Raw genomic sequence first — 19,487 nt, 5'->3', positions numbered from 1 at the left:
GTGCGACTTCCTCATCTTGTCCTGGCGGTTCTGATGATCCCGGCGATGGCGGCGCTGGTCGTTGCCGGCGGACGCACGCTGAAAGGCAGCGAAAGCACTGTTGCGGTGGATCAGATCGATCCCGGCGCCGACACTACCGCTGAGGCAGATAGGGATGCGACGCCCGAGGAACCGTCCACCTCAGCGATTCGTGCACCGGCGCAGCCACCAAATCCGGCGGTGCATTCGCGGGCGATCGACCCGGACGTGGTCGCGCCGCCGGAACTGCCCACCGGCGAACTCGAGCGGGTCGAGCCGCGTGCGCCGTTGAGCAAGCTGGCGCTCGCCGTGCCGCCCAAGCCTAAAATGCCCGACGACTGGAACGGCACGAAGCTGTTCCAGCCGGTAGCTCCGGCCGCCGGCCTGATCGAGGCGAAGGGGTATTCGGTCGCGATTTCCGGCATCGATGTCGTCAGGCAGGACGAGACCTGCACCACCGACGGGAAATCCTGGCCGTGCGGCATCGGCGCGCGCACGGCATTCCGCGCCTTTCTGCGCGGCCGCGCCGTGGTTTGCACGGTGCCGCCGGAAGGCGGACGCGACCGGATTGCGGCGGAATGCCGGATCGGCAAGCAGGATGTCGGTCAATGGCTGGTCGAAAACGGCTGGGCGCGTGCCGCCAAGGGCGGACCCTATGTCGAGGCCGGTGACAAGGCACAAGGCGCGAAGAAAGGCATTTTCGGGTCGGCGCCGAACCTTGCCGGCATCTCGGCGATGCCGGCCGCACCCACCCCAGCGCCTCAGGCGCCGGGCTCGATCCTGGAGGAGGACTCGATCCTGCAAGAGGAGGGCGGCGTCCTCAAGCCAGCTGACCAGCCAGCGCCTTCTGAATGAGCGAGCGGGTCTCGGCGACGCCGTAGAGGGCGGCGAATGATCCAAAGCGTGGACCACGCTCCTGGCCGATCAGCACCTGGTAGATCATCTGGAAGAAGGCGCCTGAGACACCCGGGCCACCTTCAGGACTTTGCTTGGAATGATCCTGATAGCGTTCGATCTTGCGCGCCACGTTGAGCGAAGCGTTCTGGATCGCTTCGCCGCTGGCGCCCGCCGGCAAGTCGCCAAGTGCCTTTTCGAGAGCCACCAGCGCTTCGCGCTCGACCTCGTCGGCCGGGCGAAAGGTTTTCGTCGGCTTCACAAAATCGTCGAAGTAGCGAATCGCGTAGCCCGTCAGTCGGTCCAGCTCGGGATGGGTCGCCGGAGTCACACCCGCGACGTGACGCGAGATGAAGCCCCACAGCACCTCCTTGTTCTGCGCATTGGAGGCGCTGACAAGGTTGAGCAGCAGCGAGAACGGCACCGGCATGTCGATGGCGGGCGGGTTGCCGTCATGCATATGCCAGACCGGGTTGCCCAGCCGCTCCTTCCACTCCTGGCGGGGATAGGCGGCGAGGAAGGTGTAATATTCGTCCACGGCCCGCGGGATGACGTCGAAATAGAGTTTCTTGGCCTGCCGCGGCCGCTGGTACATGTAGAGCCCGAGGCTCTCGGTCGGTGCATAGGTCAGCCATTCGTCGATGGTCAGGCCGTTGCCTTTCGACTTCGAGATCTTCTGGCCATTCTCATCGAGGAACAGTTCGTAGACGAAATGCTCCGGCGCCCGCCCGCCCAGTATGTTGCAGATGCGGTCGTAAACCACTGCATTGGTCTGATGATCCTTGCCGAACATCTCGAAATCGACGCCGAGTGCCGCCCAGCGCATGCCGAAATCCGGCTTCCACTGCAGCTTCACGCGGCCGCCGGTGACCGGCAGCGTGGTTTCGGTGCCATCATCGTCGAAGGTGATGGTACCGGCCTTGGCGTCGACATGCTTCATGGGAACGTAAAGCACGCGCCCACTCTTTGGCGAGATCGGCAGGAAGGGGCTGTAGGTCGCCTGCCGCTCAGGTCCGAGCGTCGGCAGCATGACCGCCATGATCTGGTCGTAGCGTTCGGCGGCGCGCAACAGCATCGCATCGAAGCGGCCTGACTTGTAGTATTGCGTTGCGCTGGCGAATTCGTAATCGAAGCCGAACGTGTCGAGGAAGCGGCAGAGCATCGCATTGTTATGGTCGGCGAAGCTCGCATAGTCGCCGCCGAAGGGGTTGGGCACCGATGACAGCGGCTTGTGCAGATATGGCTCGAGCGCTGCGCGATCCGGCACGCTGTCGGGTATCTTGCGCATGCCGTCCATGTCGTCGGAAAAGCACAGCAGCTTGGTCGCGACCTTGTCCTGCGTCAGCACGCGGAACGCATGACGCACCATCGAGGTGCGTGCCACTTCGCCGAACGTGCCGATATGCGGCAGGCCCGACGGTCCATAGCCGGTCTCGAACAGGATCGTTTCGGGGAAATCGGCGCCCTTGTAGCGTTCGATGATCTTTTTGGCTTCCTCGAACGGCCATGCCTTGCTCTCGGCCGCGGCCGTCAGCAGTTCGGGATTGAGATCGATGATGTTTGATCCCGCCATGTCACAGTTTTCCAGATTGTATCCCGGCAATAGCCGCAAGTGCATTTTCAACCGGTCTCTAGGCGTGCGTGGCCGGAGCGTCAACGCGTCGGGCGCTTTTTCCTTGCGGCCTCAGGCTCCCCTTCCTACCTTCGGAGCCCGTTCAAGGAGCAAAGAATGCTGTCGCCCACCCCGCACGAAGCCCTGATCTATCTGATGGTCATCACTTCGGCCTCCGACCGGGACATGACCGATGTCGAACTGGCCAGGATCGGTGAGGTTGTTCGCTCGTGGCCGGTGTTCGAGGATTTCAAGCAGGACCGTCTCGTTGCCGTGGCCCAAGCCTGTCAGAAGATGCTGCATGAGAAGGGTGGGCTCGAAGGTGTCCTGACCCAGGTCTCGGAGGCGCTGCCGGAGCGGTTGCGCGACACCGCCTATGCCGCGGCCTTCGAAGTGGCCGCCGTCGATCTGGAGATGCGGCTGGAGGAAGTGCGGGTGCTGCAGTTGATCCGTCGCCAGCTCGATCTCGACACGCTGACCGTGGCGGCCATCGGCCGTGCGGCCAAGGCAAGGCTGCGAACTCTGACCTGACGAGGTTACGGCCGGATCAGAAAAGCTGACCGGACCGGATCAGAAGAAACTGACCGGGAAATAGCGCAGGTAGAATTCGGCAAAGGTGCCTTTCATCGAAATCTCTTGCAAAGCGTAGTCGAGGGCCGCGGCCAGCGCCGGATTGTCCGCTCGCGTGGCGATGGCCATGCCGGTGCCCAGATATTCGGGCGCCAGGTAGGGGCCGCCGGCAAAGCGGCAGCAGCCGGCGGCATCGGAGCCGCCGAGCCAGAAGGCGAAGCGCATGCCATCGCCGAAAGCCGCGTCGATCTTGCCGGCCTTGAGGTCGCCATAGAGGGCTTCCGGCTTGTCGAAGGGGACGACCTGGACCGTGCCGAAATAATCGCGCAGCATGCGTTCATGGGCCGAGCCCGATATCACGCCGACTCGCTTGCCGTGCAATTTGTCGAAGAGCGGTTCCGCCAGCGCCTTGTTCCTCGCGGTGATGAAGCGCGCCGGGAACTGCAGGTAGGCGCGCGAGAAGGCGTATGTCTGGCGCGACTGTGACGTCGGGGCAATGCCGGCGATAACAGCTTCACCTTCGCCCCTCTCAAGCGCGCCTTGAAGCTCCGCCCAAGGCAAGGCCTGGATCTGGCATTTGTCGACGATGCCGAGTTCCGCGCAGATGGCGCGCGCCAAGTCGATGTGGAAACCGGACAGCTTCCCCGCGCCGTCGAGGAAATTGAAGGGCGGAAAATCCGTGGTCGTCAGGAACCGCAGCCGCGGCAGCGCCGCAAGGTCGGGCTTCGGAAGCCGCTCCTTGGCATCCCACAACACCGGCACCTGCGGCTCGGCCGCGCCCGCGCCGGAAACCCATGACAATGCGGCGATGAGCGCCGCTGCCAGGACATGGGACCTCCATTGGAACGCCACGATAAAACTCCCGCACCCGTGCTCGTGCCGGTTTTGGTACGAAAACGATACAGGCACAATGCTTTTTGATTTCAACGCTTCGATTTCAGGATATGGTTCGGTCGGTTTGCAAACAGCGGTGGCTGCCCTGGTGGGAATACCAGGGTCGAGAACCACAACCGGAAGCGGGCGCTTTGCAATCCGTGGTCGGTGGCGAAGTGCCGGGAAGGCGCGGACCATGGACTTAATGCATGAGGCAACATGGGGTTGATGTTGCGATGAGTCAGTTCGATCGAACGCTGGAATACATAGATCAACTGCAGCACGCCGCAACGGCGGCCGCGGTCTGCGAGAAACTGTTGGGCGTAACGTCGGAGTTCGGTCTGACCGCGCTGATGGCCGGAACCGTTCCGCAGCCGGGCACACCGACGGGCCAGCAGAAGCAGCATGTGCTGCTCTGCGACTGGCCGGTCGAATGGCTCGAGCGCTACGTGACGCGCAACTATGTCGATCACGATCCCGTCGTCAGTCACATGAAACAGCTGCAAGCGCCGTTCCAGTGGCGGGAAGCCGCCCAGGGCATCCGCATCGACAAGAGCAGCGGCGAAGTGATGGGCGACGCCGGCGCCTTCAAGTTGCGCGACGGGCTGGCCTTTCCGTTGATCACGCTCGACGGCGAAATCGTCATGGTGTCGCTGGGGGGCGAGGCCGTGGAACTGTCGGCGGCCGAGTTCGGCCTGGTCTCCCTGGTCTCGACCTATGCCGTCGGCCGCGCCATGCAACTCCACACCATGGCGACCACGACGATCGATCACATCGAGCTGACGCCGCGCGAACGCGAATGCCTGCAATGGGCTGCCGTCGGCAAGTCCGAATGGGAGATTTCCCAAATCCTCGGCATCTCCGAGCACACCTCGGAGAAACATCTTCTTAACGCCAAAAGCAAACTCGGTGCCGTCAACCGGGTCCAGGCAGTCGCCGAGGCGATAAGGCGCGGCTACATTAGCTAGGTCGGCCGTGCAGGCCTAGAACTTCTTGCCTACGTGATCACGCAATTTTCGCATCGAAGCACGGCCGTATCTTCCCCTGAACCACAGGAGACTACGGAATGCTTTTTTGTCTTACGACCAAGGAATTGATGGAACGTCCCGACCTTTGGGAGGCCGTCCATCGGCTGCGCTACCGGATATTCGTCGAGGAGATGGGATGGGAGGACCTTCGGCGCCCCGACGGATTTGAAGTCGACCAGTTCGATCATGACGAGGCGGTGCATCAGATCGTCATCAGGGGCAATGAAGTCGCGGGCTATCAGAGGATGTTGCCGACCACACGGCCGCATTTGTTGACCGAGGTGTTGACCGATCTCTCCGAAGGAACGCCGCCGGCGGGTCCCAACATCTGGGAGTTGACCCGCTATGCGGTGGCTCCGGGTTTTCGCGATGGGCGTCGCGGCGTCTCGACCGTCGGCACGGAATTGATAGCCGGTTTCGTCGAGTGGGGTCTGAAGCGCGGCGTCGACAAGGTGATCATCGAGTTCGAGCCGATGTGGGTGCTGCGCGCATTGCAACTGCACTTCCTGGCGACGCCGCTCGGTTATCAGCGCACCTATGGCAACCAGCAGGTCGTGGCGACGCTGCTCACCTTCAACGAGCACACGCTGGACGTGGTGCGTTCGCGCCGCAATCATCATGCACCCGTCCTGGCCAGGGGATATCCCGACATGTTCGGTCAAAGGAGGGCGTCATGAACGCGCACCCGCAACCCGAACTGCGCAACCACACACTGATCGTCACCGTGTCGTCGAACGACGGCCGGCCGGTGCTCGACCGGAGGGCCTATGAGAGCCTTGCCGGGACGTTCCATGAAGCCGCCGAGAATGACGAGGTGCGGGTTGTCGTGCTGCGCGGCCTGGCCGGCTGCTTCTGCCTTGGTGGTGACTTTTCCGAATTCCTGGATGCCGCCAAGCACCAGAAGCTGATCGCCGCCGTCACCGACATGTTCCGCATGCTGGCGACGTTTCCAAAGCCGATCCTGGCCTGTGTCGACGGCGATGCCGTCGGCGTCGGCTGCACCATCCTGTTCCATTGCGACATGGTGATCGCATCTGAAAAAAGCACCTTCCGGGTGCCGTTCGTCGATTTCGGCTTGGTGCCGGACGCGGCAACCAGCATCCTGGCGCCGCAGAAACTCGGCTATGCCGGTGCTTTCCGCTTCTTCTGTCTCGGCGACACGCTTGGTGCCGAAGACGCCAGGGCGCTCGGCCTCGTCGCCGAGATCGTCGCGGAAGGCAGCGTCGAGGAAGCGGCGCTTGGCCGGGCCAGGCAGCTCGCCAAAAAGCCCGTTGCCGCTTTGCTGCAGACACGGGGCCTGCTCAAGGGGAACACCGCCGCGCTTTGCGAGCGCATCGATGAGGAGATATCGCTGTTCCAGCAGGCGCTGCAGGACGACGCCACGTTGCGACGGTTGCAGCGGATCGCGCGTCTGGCGGCCTGAGTCGAAAGGCCGAGAGAAAGGACCTGCATCAACCGCGCCGCGCTGCCTTTCTGGCCGCGCGGCGCCAAAAGTGTCAGTCCTGCTTGCCCAGGAATGACGGCCCTTCGCCGATGATCTTCTTATCTTCCTTACCGATAGCGTCGAGATCGCGCCCCTCGTAGGGCAGCGACAGCAGGATGCGGCGCATCACCGCCAGCCGCGCGCGGCGCTTGTCGTTGGCCCGCACGATCATCCATGGCGCGAACTCCCTGTGGGTGCGCTCGAACATGGTGTCGCGTGCCTTGGTGTAATCGTCCCACTTGGTGATGCCGGCAATGTCGATCGGCGAGAATTTCCAGCTCTTCAGCGGACTGTAGCGGCGATCGTGAAAGCGCTCGAGCTGCGTCTCCCGGCCGATGTTCAGCCAGAATTTGAAGAAATAGATGCCGTCATTGACGATCATGCGCTCGAAATGAGGCGTCTCGTCGAGAAACTTCTCGTGCTGTTCGGGGGTGCAAAAACCCATCACCGGCTCGACGCCGGCACGATTGTACCAGGAGCGGTCGAAGGTGACGAATTCGCCCGCTGTCGGGAAATGGTCGGCGTAGCGCTGGTAGTACCATTGCCCCAGTTCCGTCGGGGTTGGCTTGGTCAGCGCGACGTTGCGCGCCGTGCGTGGGTTAAGATACTGGCGCAGCACGAATATCGTGCCGCCCTTGCCGGCCGCGTCACGACCCTCGAACAGCGCCATCATCCGCTTGCCGGTCGCCTGCAGCCATGCCTGCGCCTTGACGAGCTCTATCTGCAATTTCTCGAGCGTCTCGTCATACTCCTCGCTCTTCATCTTCTTGTCGTAAGGATATCCGCCCGCGGTCAGCTTGTTCTCCTCGACCCAGTCCGGAAGCTCGGGATTCTCGATATCGAACTCCCGTTCCTTGCCGCCGATCCTGATTTTCAGCGGGCCCGAGGTTGGAGTGACCGAATTGTCGTTGGCTTTTTTCATGCAGACGAACCCTTTTAAGTGTCTGGACTCATGCTATTGGGAGCCACTACAGCGCCGCGCCTCCGTTTGGACGCGCAAAGGAGGCTGTAGCACTTTTGATTTGCGGTCCAGCGGAAGTTTTCGCCGCCGTCTGACCGGTGGAGGCTGGGCGCGCGAATGACCGAGCTGGGCGCAGAGCAGAAGAGCACGGGGCAAGCTGTGGCCGCTCGGCTGTGGCACAGCCGCTGGCTGCTTGCGGCCGGTGTCGTGGCGGTTCTGATCGCCTTTGGCTTCGCGGGCTTTTCCGCCTACGTGCTGGTGCCGGCGCTGCTCCTGCTGCCGGCCGCGGCAATATTGCCGGTCACCGGCGCCCGCCATTCCGCGGGGAACGCCGCGGCGATCGAGGCGATTGGCTTGCAGCGCCTGTCCGGTGAATATCTGGCGGCCGCCGTGGCCGACCCGCTCATCATCTTCGACCACGCCGCCACCATCGTCCACGCCAACGCCGCCGCCTTTGCCGCCTTTGGCGGCATCGCGCCCGGCATATCGCTGCCGCTGAAATTCCGGGCGCCGGAAATGCAGGCGCTGCTGGACAGTGTGCTGTCGGGCACTGTCGCCTCGGATGTCGTCGACTACACGGAGAAACTGCCTGTCGAACGGGCCTACCGGGTCAGCGCATCCTCGGTCGGGCATGGCACCGATCTTTATGTGCTGGTTTTCAAGGACCAGAGCGAGGCGCGGCGTATCGACCGCATGCGCGCCGACTTCATCGCCAATGCCAGTCACGAATTGCGCACCCCGCTGGCTTCGATCGCGGGCTTCATCGAAACGCTGCGCGGACCGGCCCGCAACGATCCGGCGGCGCGCGAGCAGTTCCTCCAGATCATGCAGAACCAGACCGGCCGCATGGCCCGCCTGATCGACGACCTCCTGTCTCTGTCGCGATTGGAGATGAAGCCCTATCTCAAGCCGGGAACCGAAGTCGATCTGCGCCAGACCGTCGACAGCGTCATCGATTCGCTCGGCCCGCTCGCCCGCGAAAACAATGTCGCCATCGAGCGCGATTTCGCCAAGGGGCCGCTCGATGTGCCGGGCGATCGCGACGAGCTGTTCCAGGTGTTCGAGAACCTTTTGGAAAATGCCTGCAAATACGGCCAGTCGGGCGGTCGTGTCGTGGTGTCGATCGCGCGCGGCGATGATGGTTCCGAACCCGGCATCGACGTCACCATCAGGGATTTTGGTCCCGGCATCCCCGAGGAGCACATACCGCGCATCACCGAGCGCTTCTATCGTATCGATGTCGAGACCAGCCGGACCCAGAAGGGCACGGGGCTTGGCCTGTCGATCGTCAAGCACATCCTGACACGTCACAACGCCAGGCTGACGATCAGGTCCGAGGTCGGCAAGGGCGCCGCCTTCTCGGTCCATTTGCCGGCGCACTGATACTGCCCTAGTTTTCCACGGGGCCGTTTCTTTTTTCTGTCATCCCGTTAGCGTATCAGCGGGGATTCGAGGAAACGACTCAAAGACAAGATCCCGTGGGAAGGCATTTCATCCATGCAGTCCGTTCACATTGTCAGCGCCTATGACGAGGAACTGAAATATCTTTCGAAGCGCATCGCCGCGATGGGTGGGCACGCCGAGCGCATGGTCGAGCAGGCGGTCGCCGCCCTGGTCAATGCCGATCCGGGGCTGGCTCAGAAGGTCATCCGAGACGACGCCGTCCTGGACGAGGGACAGCGTGAGATCGACGACAAGGCGATCATCATTATCGCCAGGCGTCAGCCTATGGCGACTGACCTGCGCGAGATCGTCGGCGCCATCCGCATTTCGGCCGACCTCGAGCGCGTCGGCGACCTCGGCAAGAACGTCGCCAAGCGGGTGGTTGCCGTTACCGACGGCCGGCAGCCGACCAGCCTGTTTCGCGGCTTGGAGGCTCTGGCCAATTTGGCGCTGACCCAGCTGAAGGAAGTCCTCGACGTCTATGCATCGCGCTCAGTCGACAAGATCGGCTTCGTGCGCGACCGTGACGACCAGATCGATGCCATGTACACGTCGCTGTTTCGCGAATTGCTGACCTACATGATGGAAGATCCGCGCAACATCACGCCCTGTACGCATCTGCTGTTCTGCGCCAAGAATATCGAGCGGATCGGCGATCACGCCACCAACATCGCCGAGACCATCTACTATATCGTCACCGGCGACCAGATGCCCGCCGACCGGCCGAAAGGCGACAAGACCGACAAGATCGGCCTCCCCGAGGCGCTGCCGGTGAAGTGAACGCACGTCCTCTCGAACGCTTGATCATATTGCGCTAGACTATCCCAAGATAAGCTTGCCGGTTCCCCAGGGAAGGCAACGCTTTCGGGAGGCTGCCATGGAATATGTCCGGGAGTTCAAGGCCTCGCCGCCGACATCGGGCATCATCGCCTGCGGTGTCTATACCGCCGGGCGCCGCATCGCCGATATTCCCATCGAGGAAGCCGGCGAATGGGCCAAGAAATCGGGACATGTCGTCTGGATCGGGCTGCTTGAACCCGACCGCGACCTCCTGCTGCGCGTCAAGGCGCAGTTTCATCTGCATGAACTGGCGATCGAGGATGCCGAGCATCCGCACCAGCGGCCAAAGATCGAGCAATATGGCGATGCGCTGTTCATCGTCGCCCGCACGGCGCAGCTGATCGACGGGCGCGTCACCTTCGGCGAGACACATCTGTTTGTCGGCTCAGGCTATATCGTCAGCGTCAGGCACGGTCCTTCGACATCCTATGCCGCCGTGCGGCAGCACTGGGAAAGCTGCCCGCACTCGCTGGCCAAGGGAGAGGATTTCGTCCTCTATGCCATTCTCGACTTCATCGTCGACAATTACATGCCCGTGCTCGAGCAGATCGAGGACGAGGTCGAGGCGATCGAGGACAAGGTCCTGCTGAAGCCAATGACCGGCCCCGACATCGAACGCCTTTACATGCTGCGCCGCGACCTCCTGCGCCTGCGCAACGCGGCATTGCCCCTGGTGGAAGTCTGTCGCCGGCTGACCAGCGCCGACCTGCCGCAGATCCATTCGGCCATGCACCCGCTGTTCCGCGACGTTACGGATCATATCCGTACCGTCCAGGAGAAGATCGACAGTCTGCGCGAGGTGCTGGCCTTTGCCTTCGAGGCCAGTCTTCTGGTCGGCCAAAGCCAGGAAACGGCGATCTCCAAGAAACTCGCTTCATGGGCGGCCATCCTGGCGGTGCCAACCGCATTCGCCGGCATCTACGGCATGAACTTCACCGACATGCCGGAGCTGAAGATGGAATATGGCTATCCGATGGTGCTGGCCACCATCGCGCTTATCTGCTGCTTCCTTTATTGGCGCTTCAGGAAGAACGGCTGGCTGTGAGGAAGTCGGTAGTCAGTAGTCAGTAGTCGGTAGTGGTTGGTGGGAGCGCTTGTTTCCTCACTACTCACCGCTTATCTATTCCGCCGCCGCTCCGCCGCCGGCTGGAACGCCACGCGGGCATGGTATTTACAGTAGGGACCGGTTTCAGCGGCTTCGTTGCCGCAGAAATTGAAGTCCTCCGAAAGTGGATCGCCGTTCGGCCATTTGCAGGTGCGCTCGGTCAGTTCGACGAGCTGCAGATGCCGTGAGATAGGCACTACGACGTTCTCGACCGGACGGATGTAGTGCCGCGCCACCGGTTCGGCGTCGAATTGCGTCTGAAGGGCCGTCGCGCCGATCGAAGTCGTGACGTGGCGTGCCGTGCTTGCGGCGCGCGCCACCGATTTCTGGACGGTCGATCCCTGCGTAGCCTTCTTCTGGCGCGCCGGCGTCGCTGTTGCGCGACCGCGACCCGACAGCTTCAGCCGGTGCACCTTGCCGATGACGGCATTGCGGCTGACCCCTCCAAGCTGCGCAGCAATCTGGCTTGCGCTCAGACCCTCCGACCACAGTTTTCTCAAGAGTTCTACCCGCTCGTCAGTCCAGTTCATGACCGCGCTCCTTATAAGCGTGCGGCAATCAGAATCCATTCCCGACCCAGCACCACTGCTGGGGCAGACACCACATATATCTGGTGATTAGGTCCGCCGCACGAAATCTAGTTATTTCTCGACTACAACTACTCTATGCGCTGACTCGGTGACAAGAGTCCCAAGTGCAACACGAATCGGTTTTTTCGGTTTTCCCCAACTTGCCCGGTCGCTCATGAGCCGGCGTTGCGTCGGGGAGCTTGCCGCGCGCCACTACGCGACGTTTTCGTTGACTTCATGGCCGAAAAACACGATAAGCCGCAGAAGGCCGCCGCTTTGGCGGCTTTTTTGATTTTCCGGTACCGGAGACGCATATAATGAGCGGTTCGGCGCTTTACGAGACCTTTGCTCGCGCACCCCTGGCCTTCGACCATGGGGAAGGCACTTGGCTGGTTACCGACAAGGGCGAGCGATATCTCGATTTCGCCGGCGGCATCGCGGTCAATTCGCTTGGCCATGGCCATCCGCACCTTGTCGCGGCCCTCACCGAGCAGGCGGCGAAACTCTGGCACGTCTCCAATCTCTATGAGATCCCGGGGCAGAGCAGACTTGGCGAGCGGCTGGCTGATGCCACCTTCGCCGACAAGGTGTTCTTCACCAATTCCGGCGCCGAGGCGCTGGAATGCGCGATCAAGACGGCGCGGCGCTACCACTTCGTCAAGGGACATCCCGAGCGCTTCCGCATCATCACCTTCGAAGGCGCCTTCCATGGCCGCACGCTGGCGACCATCGCGGCAGGCGGCCAGTACAAATATCTCGAGGGCTTCGGACCCAAGGTCGAAGGCTTCGACCAGGTTGGCTTCGACGACATCGACGCCGCCGAGAAGGCGATCACGCCCGAGACCGCCGCGATCCTGATCGAGCCGGTGCAAGGCGAGGGCGGTATCCGCCCAGTACCGACACAGTCGCTCAAGCGGCTGCGGCAGCTCTGCGAACAGCACGGCCTGTTGTTGATATACGACGAGGTCCAGTGCGGCATTGGCCGTACCGGCAAGCTGTTCGCGCATGAGTGGTCTGCGGTGACGCCCGACATCATGGCAATCGCCAAGGGCATTGGCGGCGGCTTCCCGATGGGCGCCTGCCTTGCCACCGACGAGGCGGCCGTCGGCATGACCGCCGGCGTGCACGGCACCACATTCGGCGGCAATCCGCTCGCAATGGCGGTCGGCAACGCCGTGCTCGACGTCGTTCTGGAAGACGGCTTCCTGGAGGATGTCCAGCGCAAGGCGCTGCTGATGAAGCAGGGGCTAGCCTCGATAGCCGACGAATTCCCCGAAATCGTCGAGGATATCAGGGGCACCGGGCTGATGCTCGGCCTCAAATGCGCGATGCCCAACGGCAAGGTGAACATGGCGCTGCGCGACCAGCATTTGCTGGCGGTTCCGGCCGGCGACAACGTCATTCGCCTGCTGCCACCGCTCACCGTCACCGACGCCGAGATTCACGAAGCGCTCAACCGCATCCGCGCCGGCGCCAAGGGCCTGTCGGAGGCGATCGCCTCCGCCGCCGCGAAGTAATCCGGAACCATTCCTGATGTCAGTTCGCCATTTCACCGATCTTTCCACCGTTTCCGAAGGCGATTTGCGCTTCATGCTGGATGATGCGGTGACGCGAAAGGCGCGTCTCAAGGCCGGCGAGCGGACCAAGCCGCTCGAAGGCAAGGTGCTGGCCATGATCTTCGACAAGCCGTCGACGCGCACGCGCGTTTCTTTCGACGTCGGCATGCGCCAGCTCGGCGGCGAGACCATCATGCTGACCGGCACCGAGATGCAGCTCGGCCGCTCCGAGACAATCGCCGACACCGCCAAGGTGCTGTCGCGCTACGTCGATGCGATCATGATCCGCACCACCTCGCATGAGCGGCTGCTGGAGTTGACCGAGAATGCCACCGTTCCGGTGATCAACGGACTGACCGACGACACCCACCCTTGCCAGCTGATGGCCGACATCATGACTTTCGAGGAGCATCGCGGTCCGGTGGCCGGCAAGACGATTGCCTGGACCGGCGATGGCAACAATGTGCTGCACTCGCTGCTCGAGGCCTCGGCACGGTTCCGCTTCAACCTCAACGTCGCCGTGCCCGAAGGCAGCGAACCGGCGCAGAAGCATGTCGACTGGTCCAAGGCGCATGGCGGCAAGCTGCATTTCACCCGCTCGCCCGAGGAAGCCGTCGACCAGGCCGACTGCATCGTCACCGATTGCTGGGTGTCGATGGGACAGGAACACCGTGCTCGCGGGCACAATGTCTTCTCGCCCTATCAGGTCAACGCGGCGCTGATGGCCAAGGCCAAGCCGGATGCATTGTTCATGCACTGCCTGCCGGCCCATCGCGGCGAGGAAGTGACCGACGAGGTCATCGACGGGCCGCATTCGGTGGTCTTCGACGAGGCCGAGAACCGGCTCCATGCCCAGAAGGCAGTGCTTGCCTGGTGCCTCGGTGCTTGAAGTGTCTTGGGGCTTGAAGTGTCTTGGGCGCCCGAAATGCCCAGGCGCCTGAAATGCCCAGGCGCTTGATCTGCGGCGGCGCGATGCCTATCTGCGCCGCATCACGCAAATCAAGCGCGTTTGGACGCATGTGCCCACCAGGGCCGCATGGCCGCGCCCTGGAGCTTTGTCATGTTGGAAAGCCATCAAGTGACTGAACATCACCCCAAACTCGGCGAGTTCGGCTACGCCGGCGACGATCACGTCGTTCCCTTCGAGGTCGGTCCGCTCGACGTGCGCGGCCGCACGGTCCAGCTTGGGCCGATGCTCGACGCCATCCTTGGCCGCCACGATTATCCCGAGCCGGTCGCCCGCCTGCTGGCGGAAGCCTGTGTGCTGACGGTTCTGCTCGGCACCTCGCTCAAATTCGAAGGCAAGTTCATCCTGCAGACCCGCACCGACGGGCCTGTCGACATGCTGGTCGCGGACTTCTCCACGCCCTCGGCACTGCGTGCCTATGCACGCTTCGATGCGGATCGGCTCGAAGCACTGGTCGCGGCAGGCGAGACGTCCCAGCAGACGCTGCTTGGCAGCGGCGTGCTGGCGCTGACCATCGACCAGGGCGCCCATACTCAGCGCTACCAAGGCATCGTCCAGCTCGACGGCGAAACGCTGGAAGACGCGGCGCGCACATATTTCCGTCAGTCGGAACAGATCCCGACCGATATCAGGCTCTCGGTCGCCAAGCTGCTGACGCCCGGGATCGGCGGCGCGCGCGAGCAATGGCGCGCCGGCGGCATCCTGGCGCAGTTCCTGCCGCAATCGCCCGAGCGCATGCGCATTCCGGACCTGCCGGGTGGGGACGGCGATCCGCGCGAGGGAGTCCACGATCCGGCTGATAATTCCTGGCAGGAACTCCTGGCCTTGCTCGGCACCATCGAGCCGACCGAATTGATCGACCCGACCATCGGCGCCGAGCGGCTGCTCTATCGTCTGTTCCATGAGCATGGCGTGCGCGTCTTCGGCGGCGTTCCCGTGGCCGACCAGTGCTCATGCTCCCGCGACAAGATCCGTGGCATCCTCGAAGGCTTCTCAGCGCAGGAGATCAAGGACAGCACCGAGGATGGCGGCATCCATGTCGCCTGCGAATTCTGCTCGACGCAGTACGACTTCGATCCAGCCGAGTTTGCGGCTCAGTAAAGCCTTTCCTTCTCTCCGTTCTGCGGGGAGAAGGTGCCCGAAGGGCGGATGAGGGGCGACGCGACCGTCGGCCCTCAGTTCACCGTGCGCCTTGTCCCCGGCAGATCGAGCGAGAAGGCCGGGATGGCGATGTCGAACGTCTCGCCGCGCTTGTTGCGCATCGTGTAGCGTCCGACCATGATCCCGGAGGGTGTCGAGAGCGGGCAGCCGGACGTGTACTGATAGCTGTCGCCGGGATTGAGTTCCGGCTGGTCGCCGACAACGCCCGGCCCGCGGACCTCCTCGACCCGGCCGGCACCATCGGTGATGTGCCAATAGCGCGACAGAAGCTGCACGAACTCGTCAGACTGGTTGTCGATCGTTATCTGATAGCCCCAGACGTAGCGGTTCTCCTGGGGATCTGAACGATCCTCCAGATAGAACGGCCTGACCTGCACTTCGATGTTGCGCGTCACGGCGCGGTACATGAGCGGCTCCAAAACAATCCGACGACTTTCGACGCTCGCGGTGAGCAGGTCAACGTGCGCGTCTTGTCGCGCCTGGGATTGAAACGCAGGTGCCGGCAAAGAATGTCATTTAAGTGACACACGACAATGGTGGTGTGCGCGAACCGGGCGACTCGGCCCTCTGTCGAACTGTTGAAAACGGCCGCGACGCGGGCCGACTTCCGGAGTGACCAGATCTCGATGGAACTCACTCTCATATCCGCCTCGCTTTCGACCGCACTCATCCTCTCAAACGCTGCCAGCATCCTGCTTGCCGCTTCACAGCTGAAACGGCGCACCACGATTGCCCCGCCGGCGGGCAGATCGCCGGCGGTGTCGATTGTCGTCCCGTCGCGCGGCGTCGAGCCATTCACACATGAGACGCTGGAACGCGCCTTCGCGCTCGACTGGCCACGCTACGAACTGATCTTCTGCGTCGCCCATGCCGACGACCCGGTGGTCAAACTGATAAACAGGGCGATTGCCCGGTTTCCGCAGGTGCCGGCCCGGCTGTTGATCGGCGACGACCGTGTCAGTGCCAATCCAAAGCTCAACAATTGCGTCAAAGGCTGGGAAGCGGCGCGCCACGACTGGATCATTCTTGCCGATTCCAACGTTCTGATGCCGAGGGACTATGTCGAGCACATGATGGCGGCGTGGCAGCACGGTACCGGCCTTGTCTGCTCGACGCCGATCGGCTCCAGGCCAGATGGTTTCTGGGCCGACGTCGAATGCGCCTTCCTCAACACATTGCAGGCCCGCTGGCAGTATGCCGGCGAGGCGCTCGGCCTCGGCTTCGCGCAGGGCAAGAGCATGCTGTGGAACAAGCCGATGCTGGACGCCAATGGCGGCATCCGCGCGCTGGCCGCCGAGATCGCCGAGGACGCCGCCGCGACCAAGCTGGTGAACGGCCTCGGCCTGCGTGTCAACCTCGTTGCGGCGCCCTTCGAGCAGCCGCTCGGCCAGCGCACGTTTGGCGAGATCTGGTCGCGCCAGGCCCGCTGGGCGCGCCTGCGCCGCGTCACCTTCCCGCTGTTCTTCGCGCCCGAGATCCTGACTGGCGCGGCGGTCCCGTTGGCTCTTGCGCTGATTGCCGCGGCGAGCGCCGGCGTCAGTCTCTGGGCAACCGCGATTGCCGTGCTGGCGGCGTTCTATCTTCCGGAATGCGCTCTGGCCCTGGCCAAGGGTTGGCACGTCTCGACGCGCATGATCGCGGCGACGGTCGCGCGGGACGTCATGCTCCCGGCCATCTGGGCGCGCGGCTGGCTCGGCGGCTCCGTCGACTGGCGCGGCAACGCCATGACCATCCGCACCAAGACGGCGGAACTGGAGGAGACGCCGTCGAGCGCCTGATCGCTGCTGACGACGCTGCCTGGACGAAACCTATTTGGCGGCCTTCAAGGCTTGGGCGATATCTTCCAGCAGGTCGTCCGTATCCTCCAGGCCGACCGACAGCCTGAGCGTACCTGGCCCGATGCCGAGTTCGGCGCGGGCCTCATCGCTGAGGTTCTTGTGGGTGGTCGTCGCCGGATGGGTGATCAGGCTCTTGGCATCGCCCAGATTGTTCGAGATCAGCACGATGTCGAGGGCGTTCTGCAGGGCGAAGGCCGCCGGCTTGCCGCCCTTGACGTCGAGGCAGATCAGCGTCGAGCCACCCGACATCTGCTTCTTGACGATATCGGCCTGCGGGTGGTCGGCGCGGCCGGGATAGATGACGCGGGCGATCTGCGGCTGCCCGGCCAGGAAGTCGGCGATCCTGCCGGCGCTCTCGGTCTGCTGGCGCACGCGCAGCGGCAAGGTTTCCAGGCCCTTCAGCAGCGTCCAGGCGTTGAACGGCGACAGGCTGGGACCGGTGTGGCGGAAATAGTCGTGCAGGTTCTCGTCAATCCACTTCTTGTCCGACAGGATGACGCCGCCCAGGCAGCGGCCCTGGCCGTCAATGTGCTTCGTGGCCGAGTAGACGACGATGTGCGCACCAAGCTGCAACGGCTTCTGTTGCAGCGGCGTGGCAAAGACATTGTCGACGACCAGCCGCGCGCCGATCGAATTGGCAAGCGAGGCGACGGCGGCGATGTCGACGACCTCGAGCGTCGGGTTGGTCGGGCTTTCCAGGAAGAACAGCTTGGTGTTCGGCCTGACCGCCTTTTCCCAATTGGCGATCTCGGTGCCGTCGACCAAGGTCGCCTCGATGCCATAGCGCGGCGCCAGCGTCTCGACCACCCAGCGGCAGGAGCCGAACAGCGCGCGCGCGGCCACGATGTGGTCGCCGGCCTTGACGCTGCACAGAAGGGCAGCCGTCACCGCCGCCATGCCCGACGCCGTGGCGCGCGCGTCTTCGGCGCCTTCAAGCGCGCACATGCGCTTTTCGAACATGTCGACGGTCGGGTTGGCGTAGCGCGAATAGATGAAACCAGGCTCTTCGCCCTTGAAGCGGGCCTCGGCGGCCTGCGCCGTCTGATAGACATAGCCCTGGGTCAGGTACATCGCCTCGGAGGTTTCGCCGAAGCCGGAACGCAGGGTTCCGCCATGCACGAGTGCCGTCTGAGGTTTCCAGTTGCGCTTCTTGGTGCTCATCGCTTTGTTCCAGACACAAAAAAACCGGCCGCGAAAGTCGCAACCGGTCCATACGGCCTTGCGGCCCGACGGTCCTTTAGCGACTTGTTTAACGTGGCTGCAAGCCGACCGGCCAAATCACCACGGGATAACGACCCTTTAGACCCGCGCCACGCTTGCGTCAATTGCCGGCTTCATTAAGACGTTTGTACCAAGGCAGGTTCCGCAGAAGTGCCCGGCGGTTTTGCGGCAAGATCCTGCAACAAACAAGAACCTGCAACGAAAGAGACCAGTCTTGGGGCGGAGCCAGACTTTGCGGCAGACAGGCATTCTTCCCGATCAGGACATTTCGGCGCTGTTCCGGTCCGGCGCGCTGAAGTCGCCGCGCGCGCTCGATGCCGACCAGATCCAGCCGGCAAGCCTTGATCTCAGATTGGGCGAAAGGGCCTGGCGGGTTCGCGCCTCGTTCCTGCCCGGTCCCAACCACAAGGTGTCGGAAAAGCTCGATCGGCTGCAACTGCACGAGATCAGTCTGACCGAAGGCGCGGTCCTCGAAACCGGCTGCGTCTATATTGTGCCGCTGCTCGAAAGTCTGGCCCTGCCGGCTGACATTTCGGCCTCGGCCAATCCGAAGAGCTCGACCGGGCGGCTCGACATCTTCACCCGCGTCATGACCGATCGGGGCCATGAGTTCGATAAGATCGCCGCCGGCTACACCGGTCCGCTCTATCTCGAGGTCAGCCCGCGCACCTTTCCGATCATCGCGCGCACGGGTTCGCGCCTGTCTCAAATCCGCTTTCGCACCGGCAATGCGCTGCTCTCGGAAGCCGAGTTGCATGAGCTGCATCGTGCCGAGATGCTGGTCGCCACGGAGCCGCCGAACATTTCCGGCGGCGGCATCGCGCTGTCGATCGACCTCAATGGCGACAAGGATGGGTTGGTCGGCTATCGCGGCAAGCACCACACCGGCCTCGTCGATGTCGACAAGCGCGCCGCGCAGGATGTCCTCGACTTCTGGGAGCCGATCCACAAGAGCCGCGCCGGCGAACTGGTGCTCGATCCCGACGAGTTCTACATCCTCGTCAGCCAGGAGGCGGTGCATGTGCCGCCGCTCTACGCCGCCGAGATGACGCCGTTCGATCCGCTGGTCGGCGAGTTTCGTGTCCACTATGCCGGCTTTTTCGATCCGGGTTTCGGCCATTCGGCGGCCGGCGGCACCGGCAGCCGGGCGGTGCTCGAAGTGCGCAGCCACGAAGTGCCGTTCATCCTCGACCACGGCCAGATCGTCGGCCGGCTGGTCTACGAGCATATGCTGAAGCGACCGCAGGCGCTCTACGGCACCGATCTCGGCTCGAACTACCAGGCGCAGGGCCTGAAGCTGTCAAAGCATTTCCGCGCCGTGCGCTAAGGTTGAAGCTGCCGACCTCGC

At 63.2% G+C, this 19,487-nt stretch carries 19 protein-coding genes and 1 riboswitch; of the genes, 13 read left to right on the top strand and 6 right to left on the bottom strand.

Going from position 1 to position 19,487, the window contains the following annotated elements:
* The gene (locus tag FJ950_RS01515) at positions 1-873 is read left to right on the top strand and encodes a thermonuclease family protein (protein WP_348641162.1); all 873 of its coding nucleotides are present in this window, start codon (positions 1-3) and stop codon (positions 871-873) included.
* Here FJ950_RS01515 and FJ950_RS01510 read toward each other — a convergent pair.
* The gene (locus FJ950_RS01510; protein ID WP_015319303.1) at positions 839-2,485 is read right to left on the bottom strand and encodes a lysine--tRNA ligase; all 1,647 of its coding nucleotides are present in this window, start codon (positions 2,483-2,485) and stop codon (positions 839-841) included. The two genes, FJ950_RS01515 and FJ950_RS01510, sit on opposite strands and share 35 nt — an antisense overlap.
* Positions 2,486-2,641: 156 nt before the next feature.
* Between FJ950_RS01510 and FJ950_RS01505 the strand changes: the two genes are divergently transcribed.
* Positions 2,642-3,055 (top strand): tellurite resistance TerB family protein, encoded by a 414-nt coding sequence (locus FJ950_RS01505; protein ID WP_015319302.1) that lies wholly within the window; start codon positions 2,642-2,644, stop codon positions 3,053-3,055.
* A gap of 39 nt (positions 3,056-3,094) precedes the next feature.
* On the opposite strand, the gene FJ950_RS01500 is transcribed toward FJ950_RS01505, so the two are convergent.
* Positions 3,095-3,946, bottom strand: a complete 852-nt coding sequence (locus FJ950_RS01500; protein ID WP_015319301.1) for a transporter substrate-binding domain-containing protein — start codon at positions 3,944-3,946, stop codon at positions 3,095-3,097.
* 257 nt (positions 3,947-4,203) lie between these two features.
* On the opposite strand from FJ950_RS01500, the gene FJ950_RS01495 reads away from it, so the two are divergent.
* The 3 genes from FJ950_RS01495 to FJ950_RS01485 all read left to right on the top strand — a co-directional run bounded on the left by FJ950_RS01495 (position 4,204) and on the right by FJ950_RS01485 (position 6,418).
* Positions 4,204-4,935 (top strand): LuxR family transcriptional regulator, encoded by a 732-nt coding sequence (locus tag FJ950_RS01495; protein ID WP_041163567.1) that lies wholly within the window; start codon positions 4,204-4,206, stop codon positions 4,933-4,935.
* Positions 4,936-5,033: 98 nt separating this feature from the next.
* Positions 5,034-5,672, top strand: coding sequence for an acyl-homoserine-lactone synthase (locus FJ950_RS01490; protein ID WP_015319299.1), 639 nt, complete (start codon positions 5,034-5,036; stop codon positions 5,670-5,672).
* Entirely contained in the window at positions 5,669-6,418 is a 750-nt protein-coding gene (locus FJ950_RS01485) for an enoyl-CoA hydratase-related protein (RefSeq protein WP_015319298.1), read from the top strand. Before FJ950_RS01490 ends, FJ950_RS01485 begins: the two co-directional genes overlap by 4 nt.
* 73 nt (positions 6,419-6,491) lie before the next feature.
* Here FJ950_RS01485 and ppk2 read toward each other — a convergent pair whose 3' ends face one another.
* Positions 6,492-7,400 (bottom strand): polyphosphate kinase 2, encoded by a 909-nt coding sequence (gene ppk2, locus FJ950_RS01480; RefSeq protein WP_140614745.1) that lies wholly within the window; start codon positions 7,398-7,400, stop codon positions 6,492-6,494.
* Positions 7,401-7,556: 156 nt separating this feature from the next.
* On the opposite strand from ppk2, the gene FJ950_RS01475 reads away from it, so the two are divergent.
* The 3 genes from FJ950_RS01475 (at position 7,557) to FJ950_RS01465 (ending at position 10,767) form a co-directional block, all read left to right on the top strand.
* Positions 7,557-8,822, top strand: a complete 1,266-nt coding sequence (locus FJ950_RS01475; protein ID WP_015319296.1) for an ATP-binding protein — start codon at positions 7,557-7,559, stop codon at positions 8,820-8,822.
* Between the two features lie 114 nt (positions 8,823-8,936).
* Complete coding sequence (phoU, locus tag FJ950_RS01470; RefSeq protein ID WP_015319295.1) at positions 8,937-9,662, top strand: phosphate signaling complex protein PhoU; 726 nt, start codon at positions 8,937-8,939, stop codon at positions 9,660-9,662.
* A 97-nt stretch (positions 9,663-9,759) separates the two neighbouring features.
* Complete coding sequence (locus tag FJ950_RS01465) at positions 9,760-10,767, top strand: magnesium and cobalt transport protein CorA (RefSeq protein ID WP_140614744.1); 1,008 nt, start codon at positions 9,760-9,762, stop codon at positions 10,765-10,767.
* 71 nt (positions 10,768-10,838) lie between these two features.
* Here the strand turns inward: FJ950_RS01465 and FJ950_RS01460 are convergent, their stop codons facing one another.
* Positions 10,839-11,357, bottom strand: a complete 519-nt coding sequence (locus FJ950_RS01460) for a GcrA family cell cycle regulator (RefSeq protein ID WP_140614743.1) — start codon at positions 11,355-11,357, stop codon at positions 10,839-10,841.
* 356 nt (positions 11,358-11,713) lie between these two features.
* On the opposite strand from FJ950_RS01460, the gene FJ950_RS01455 reads away from it, so the two are divergent.
* The 3 genes from FJ950_RS01455 to FJ950_RS01445 all read left to right on the top strand — a co-directional run bounded on the left by FJ950_RS01455 (position 11,714) and on the right by FJ950_RS01445 (position 15,020).
* The gene (locus FJ950_RS01455; RefSeq protein WP_015319292.1) at positions 11,714-12,913 is read left to right on the top strand and encodes an aspartate aminotransferase family protein; all 1,200 of its coding nucleotides are present in this window, start codon (positions 11,714-11,716) and stop codon (positions 12,911-12,913) included.
* 16 nt (positions 12,914-12,929) lie between these two features.
* A complete protein-coding gene (gene argF, locus FJ950_RS01450) occupies positions 12,930-13,841 on the top strand; it encodes an ornithine carbamoyltransferase (RefSeq protein WP_140614742.1) in 912 nt (303 codons plus the stop codon).
* A 147-nt stretch (positions 13,842-13,988) separates the two neighbouring features.
* Positions 13,989-15,020, top strand: coding sequence for an Hsp33 family molecular chaperone (locus FJ950_RS01445; RefSeq protein ID WP_140614741.1), 1,032 nt, complete (start codon positions 13,989-13,991; stop codon positions 15,018-15,020).
* A 74-nt stretch (positions 15,021-15,094) separates the two neighbouring features.
* Here FJ950_RS01445 and apaG read toward each other — a convergent pair whose 3' ends face one another.
* Entirely contained in the window at positions 15,095-15,487 is a 393-nt protein-coding gene (apaG, locus tag FJ950_RS01440) for a Co2+/Mg2+ efflux protein ApaG (RefSeq protein ID WP_023772981.1), read from the bottom strand.
* 219 nt (positions 15,488-15,706) lie between these two features.
* On the opposite strand from apaG, the gene FJ950_RS01435 reads away from it, so the two are divergent.
* Positions 15,707-16,858 (top strand): ceramide glucosyltransferase, encoded by a 1,152-nt coding sequence (locus FJ950_RS01435; protein WP_140614740.1) that lies wholly within the window; start codon positions 15,707-15,709, stop codon positions 16,856-16,858.
* Between the two features lie 30 nt (positions 16,859-16,888).
* On the opposite strand, the gene FJ950_RS01430 is transcribed toward FJ950_RS01435, so the two are convergent.
* The gene (locus FJ950_RS01430) at positions 16,889-18,079 is read right to left on the bottom strand and encodes an O-succinylhomoserine sulfhydrylase (protein WP_015319287.1); all 1,191 of its coding nucleotides are present in this window, start codon (positions 18,077-18,079) and stop codon (positions 16,889-16,891) included.
* Positions 18,080-18,135: 56 nt separating this feature from the next.
* Positions 18,136-18,213, bottom strand: a riboswitch (SAM riboswitch).
* Between the two features lie 158 nt (positions 18,214-18,371).
* Between FJ950_RS01430 and FJ950_RS01425 the strand changes: the two genes are divergently transcribed.
* On the top strand, positions 18,372-19,466 hold the full coding sequence (locus tag FJ950_RS01425; RefSeq protein ID WP_140614739.1) for a 2'-deoxycytidine 5'-triphosphate deaminase: 1,095 nt from the start codon (positions 18,372-18,374) through the stop codon (positions 19,464-19,466).
* The last annotated feature ends 21 nt before the right edge of the window (positions 19,467-19,487 follow it).

Origin of the sequence: Mesorhizobium sp. B2-3-14 (genome assembly GCF_006442175.1) — a bacterium.
Taxonomy (GTDB): Bacteria; Pseudomonadota; Alphaproteobacteria; order Rhizobiales; family Rhizobiaceae; genus Mesorhizobium; species Mesorhizobium australicum.
This window is presented reverse-complemented; position numbering and strand designations above follow the sequence as displayed.

What these genes read in the sequence shown, in the direction of transcription:
- FJ950_RS01510 (WP_015319303.1), bottom strand. Translation starts at nt 2,485, where the DNA reads ATGGCGGGATCAAACATCATCGATCTCAATCCCGAACTGCTGACGGCC.
- FJ950_RS01505 (WP_015319302.1), top strand. Translation starts at nt 2,642, where the DNA reads ATGCTGTCGCCCACCCCGCACGAAGCCCTGATCTATCTGATGGTCATC.
- FJ950_RS01495 (WP_041163567.1), top strand. Translation starts at nt 4,204, where the DNA reads ATGAGTCAGTTCGATCGAACGCTGGAATACATAGATCAACTGCAGCAC.
- FJ950_RS01490 (WP_015319299.1), top strand. Translation starts at nt 5,034, where the DNA reads ATGCTTTTTTGTCTTACGACCAAGGAATTGATGGAACGTCCCGACCTT.
- FJ950_RS01485 (WP_015319298.1), top strand. Translation starts at nt 5,669, where the DNA reads ATGAACGCGCACCCGCAACCCGAACTGCGCAACCACACACTGATCGTC.
- ppk2 (WP_140614745.1), bottom strand. Translation starts at nt 7,400, where the DNA reads ATGAAAAAAGCCAACGACAATTCGGTCACTCCAACCTCGGGCCCGCTG.
- FJ950_RS01475 (WP_015319296.1), top strand. Translation starts at nt 7,557, where the DNA reads ATGACCGAGCTGGGCGCAGAGCAGAAGAGCACGGGGCAAGCTGTGGCC.
- phoU (WP_015319295.1), top strand. Translation starts at nt 8,937, where the DNA reads ATGCAGTCCGTTCACATTGTCAGCGCCTATGACGAGGAACTGAAATAT.
- FJ950_RS01465 (WP_140614744.1), top strand. Translation starts at nt 9,760, where the DNA reads ATGGAATATGTCCGGGAGTTCAAGGCCTCGCCGCCGACATCGGGCATC.
- FJ950_RS01460 (WP_140614743.1), bottom strand. Translation starts at nt 11,357, where the DNA reads ATGAACTGGACTGACGAGCGGGTAGAACTCTTGAGAAAACTGTGGTCG.
- FJ950_RS01455 (WP_015319292.1), top strand. Translation starts at nt 11,714, where the DNA reads ATGAGCGGTTCGGCGCTTTACGAGACCTTTGCTCGCGCACCCCTGGCC.
- argF (WP_140614742.1), top strand. Translation starts at nt 12,930, where the DNA reads ATGTCAGTTCGCCATTTCACCGATCTTTCCACCGTTTCCGAAGGCGAT.
- FJ950_RS01445 (WP_140614741.1), top strand. Translation starts at nt 13,989, where the DNA reads ATGGCCGCGCCCTGGAGCTTTGTCATGTTGGAAAGCCATCAAGTGACT.
- apaG (WP_023772981.1), bottom strand. Translation starts at nt 15,487, where the DNA reads ATGTACCGCGCCGTGACGCGCAACATCGAAGTGCAGGTCAGGCCGTTC.
- FJ950_RS01435 (WP_140614740.1), top strand. Translation starts at nt 15,707, where the DNA reads ATGGAACTCACTCTCATATCCGCCTCGCTTTCGACCGCACTCATCCTC.
- FJ950_RS01430 (WP_015319287.1), bottom strand. Translation starts at nt 18,079, where the DNA reads ATGAGCACCAAGAAGCGCAACTGGAAACCTCAGACGGCACTCGTGCAT.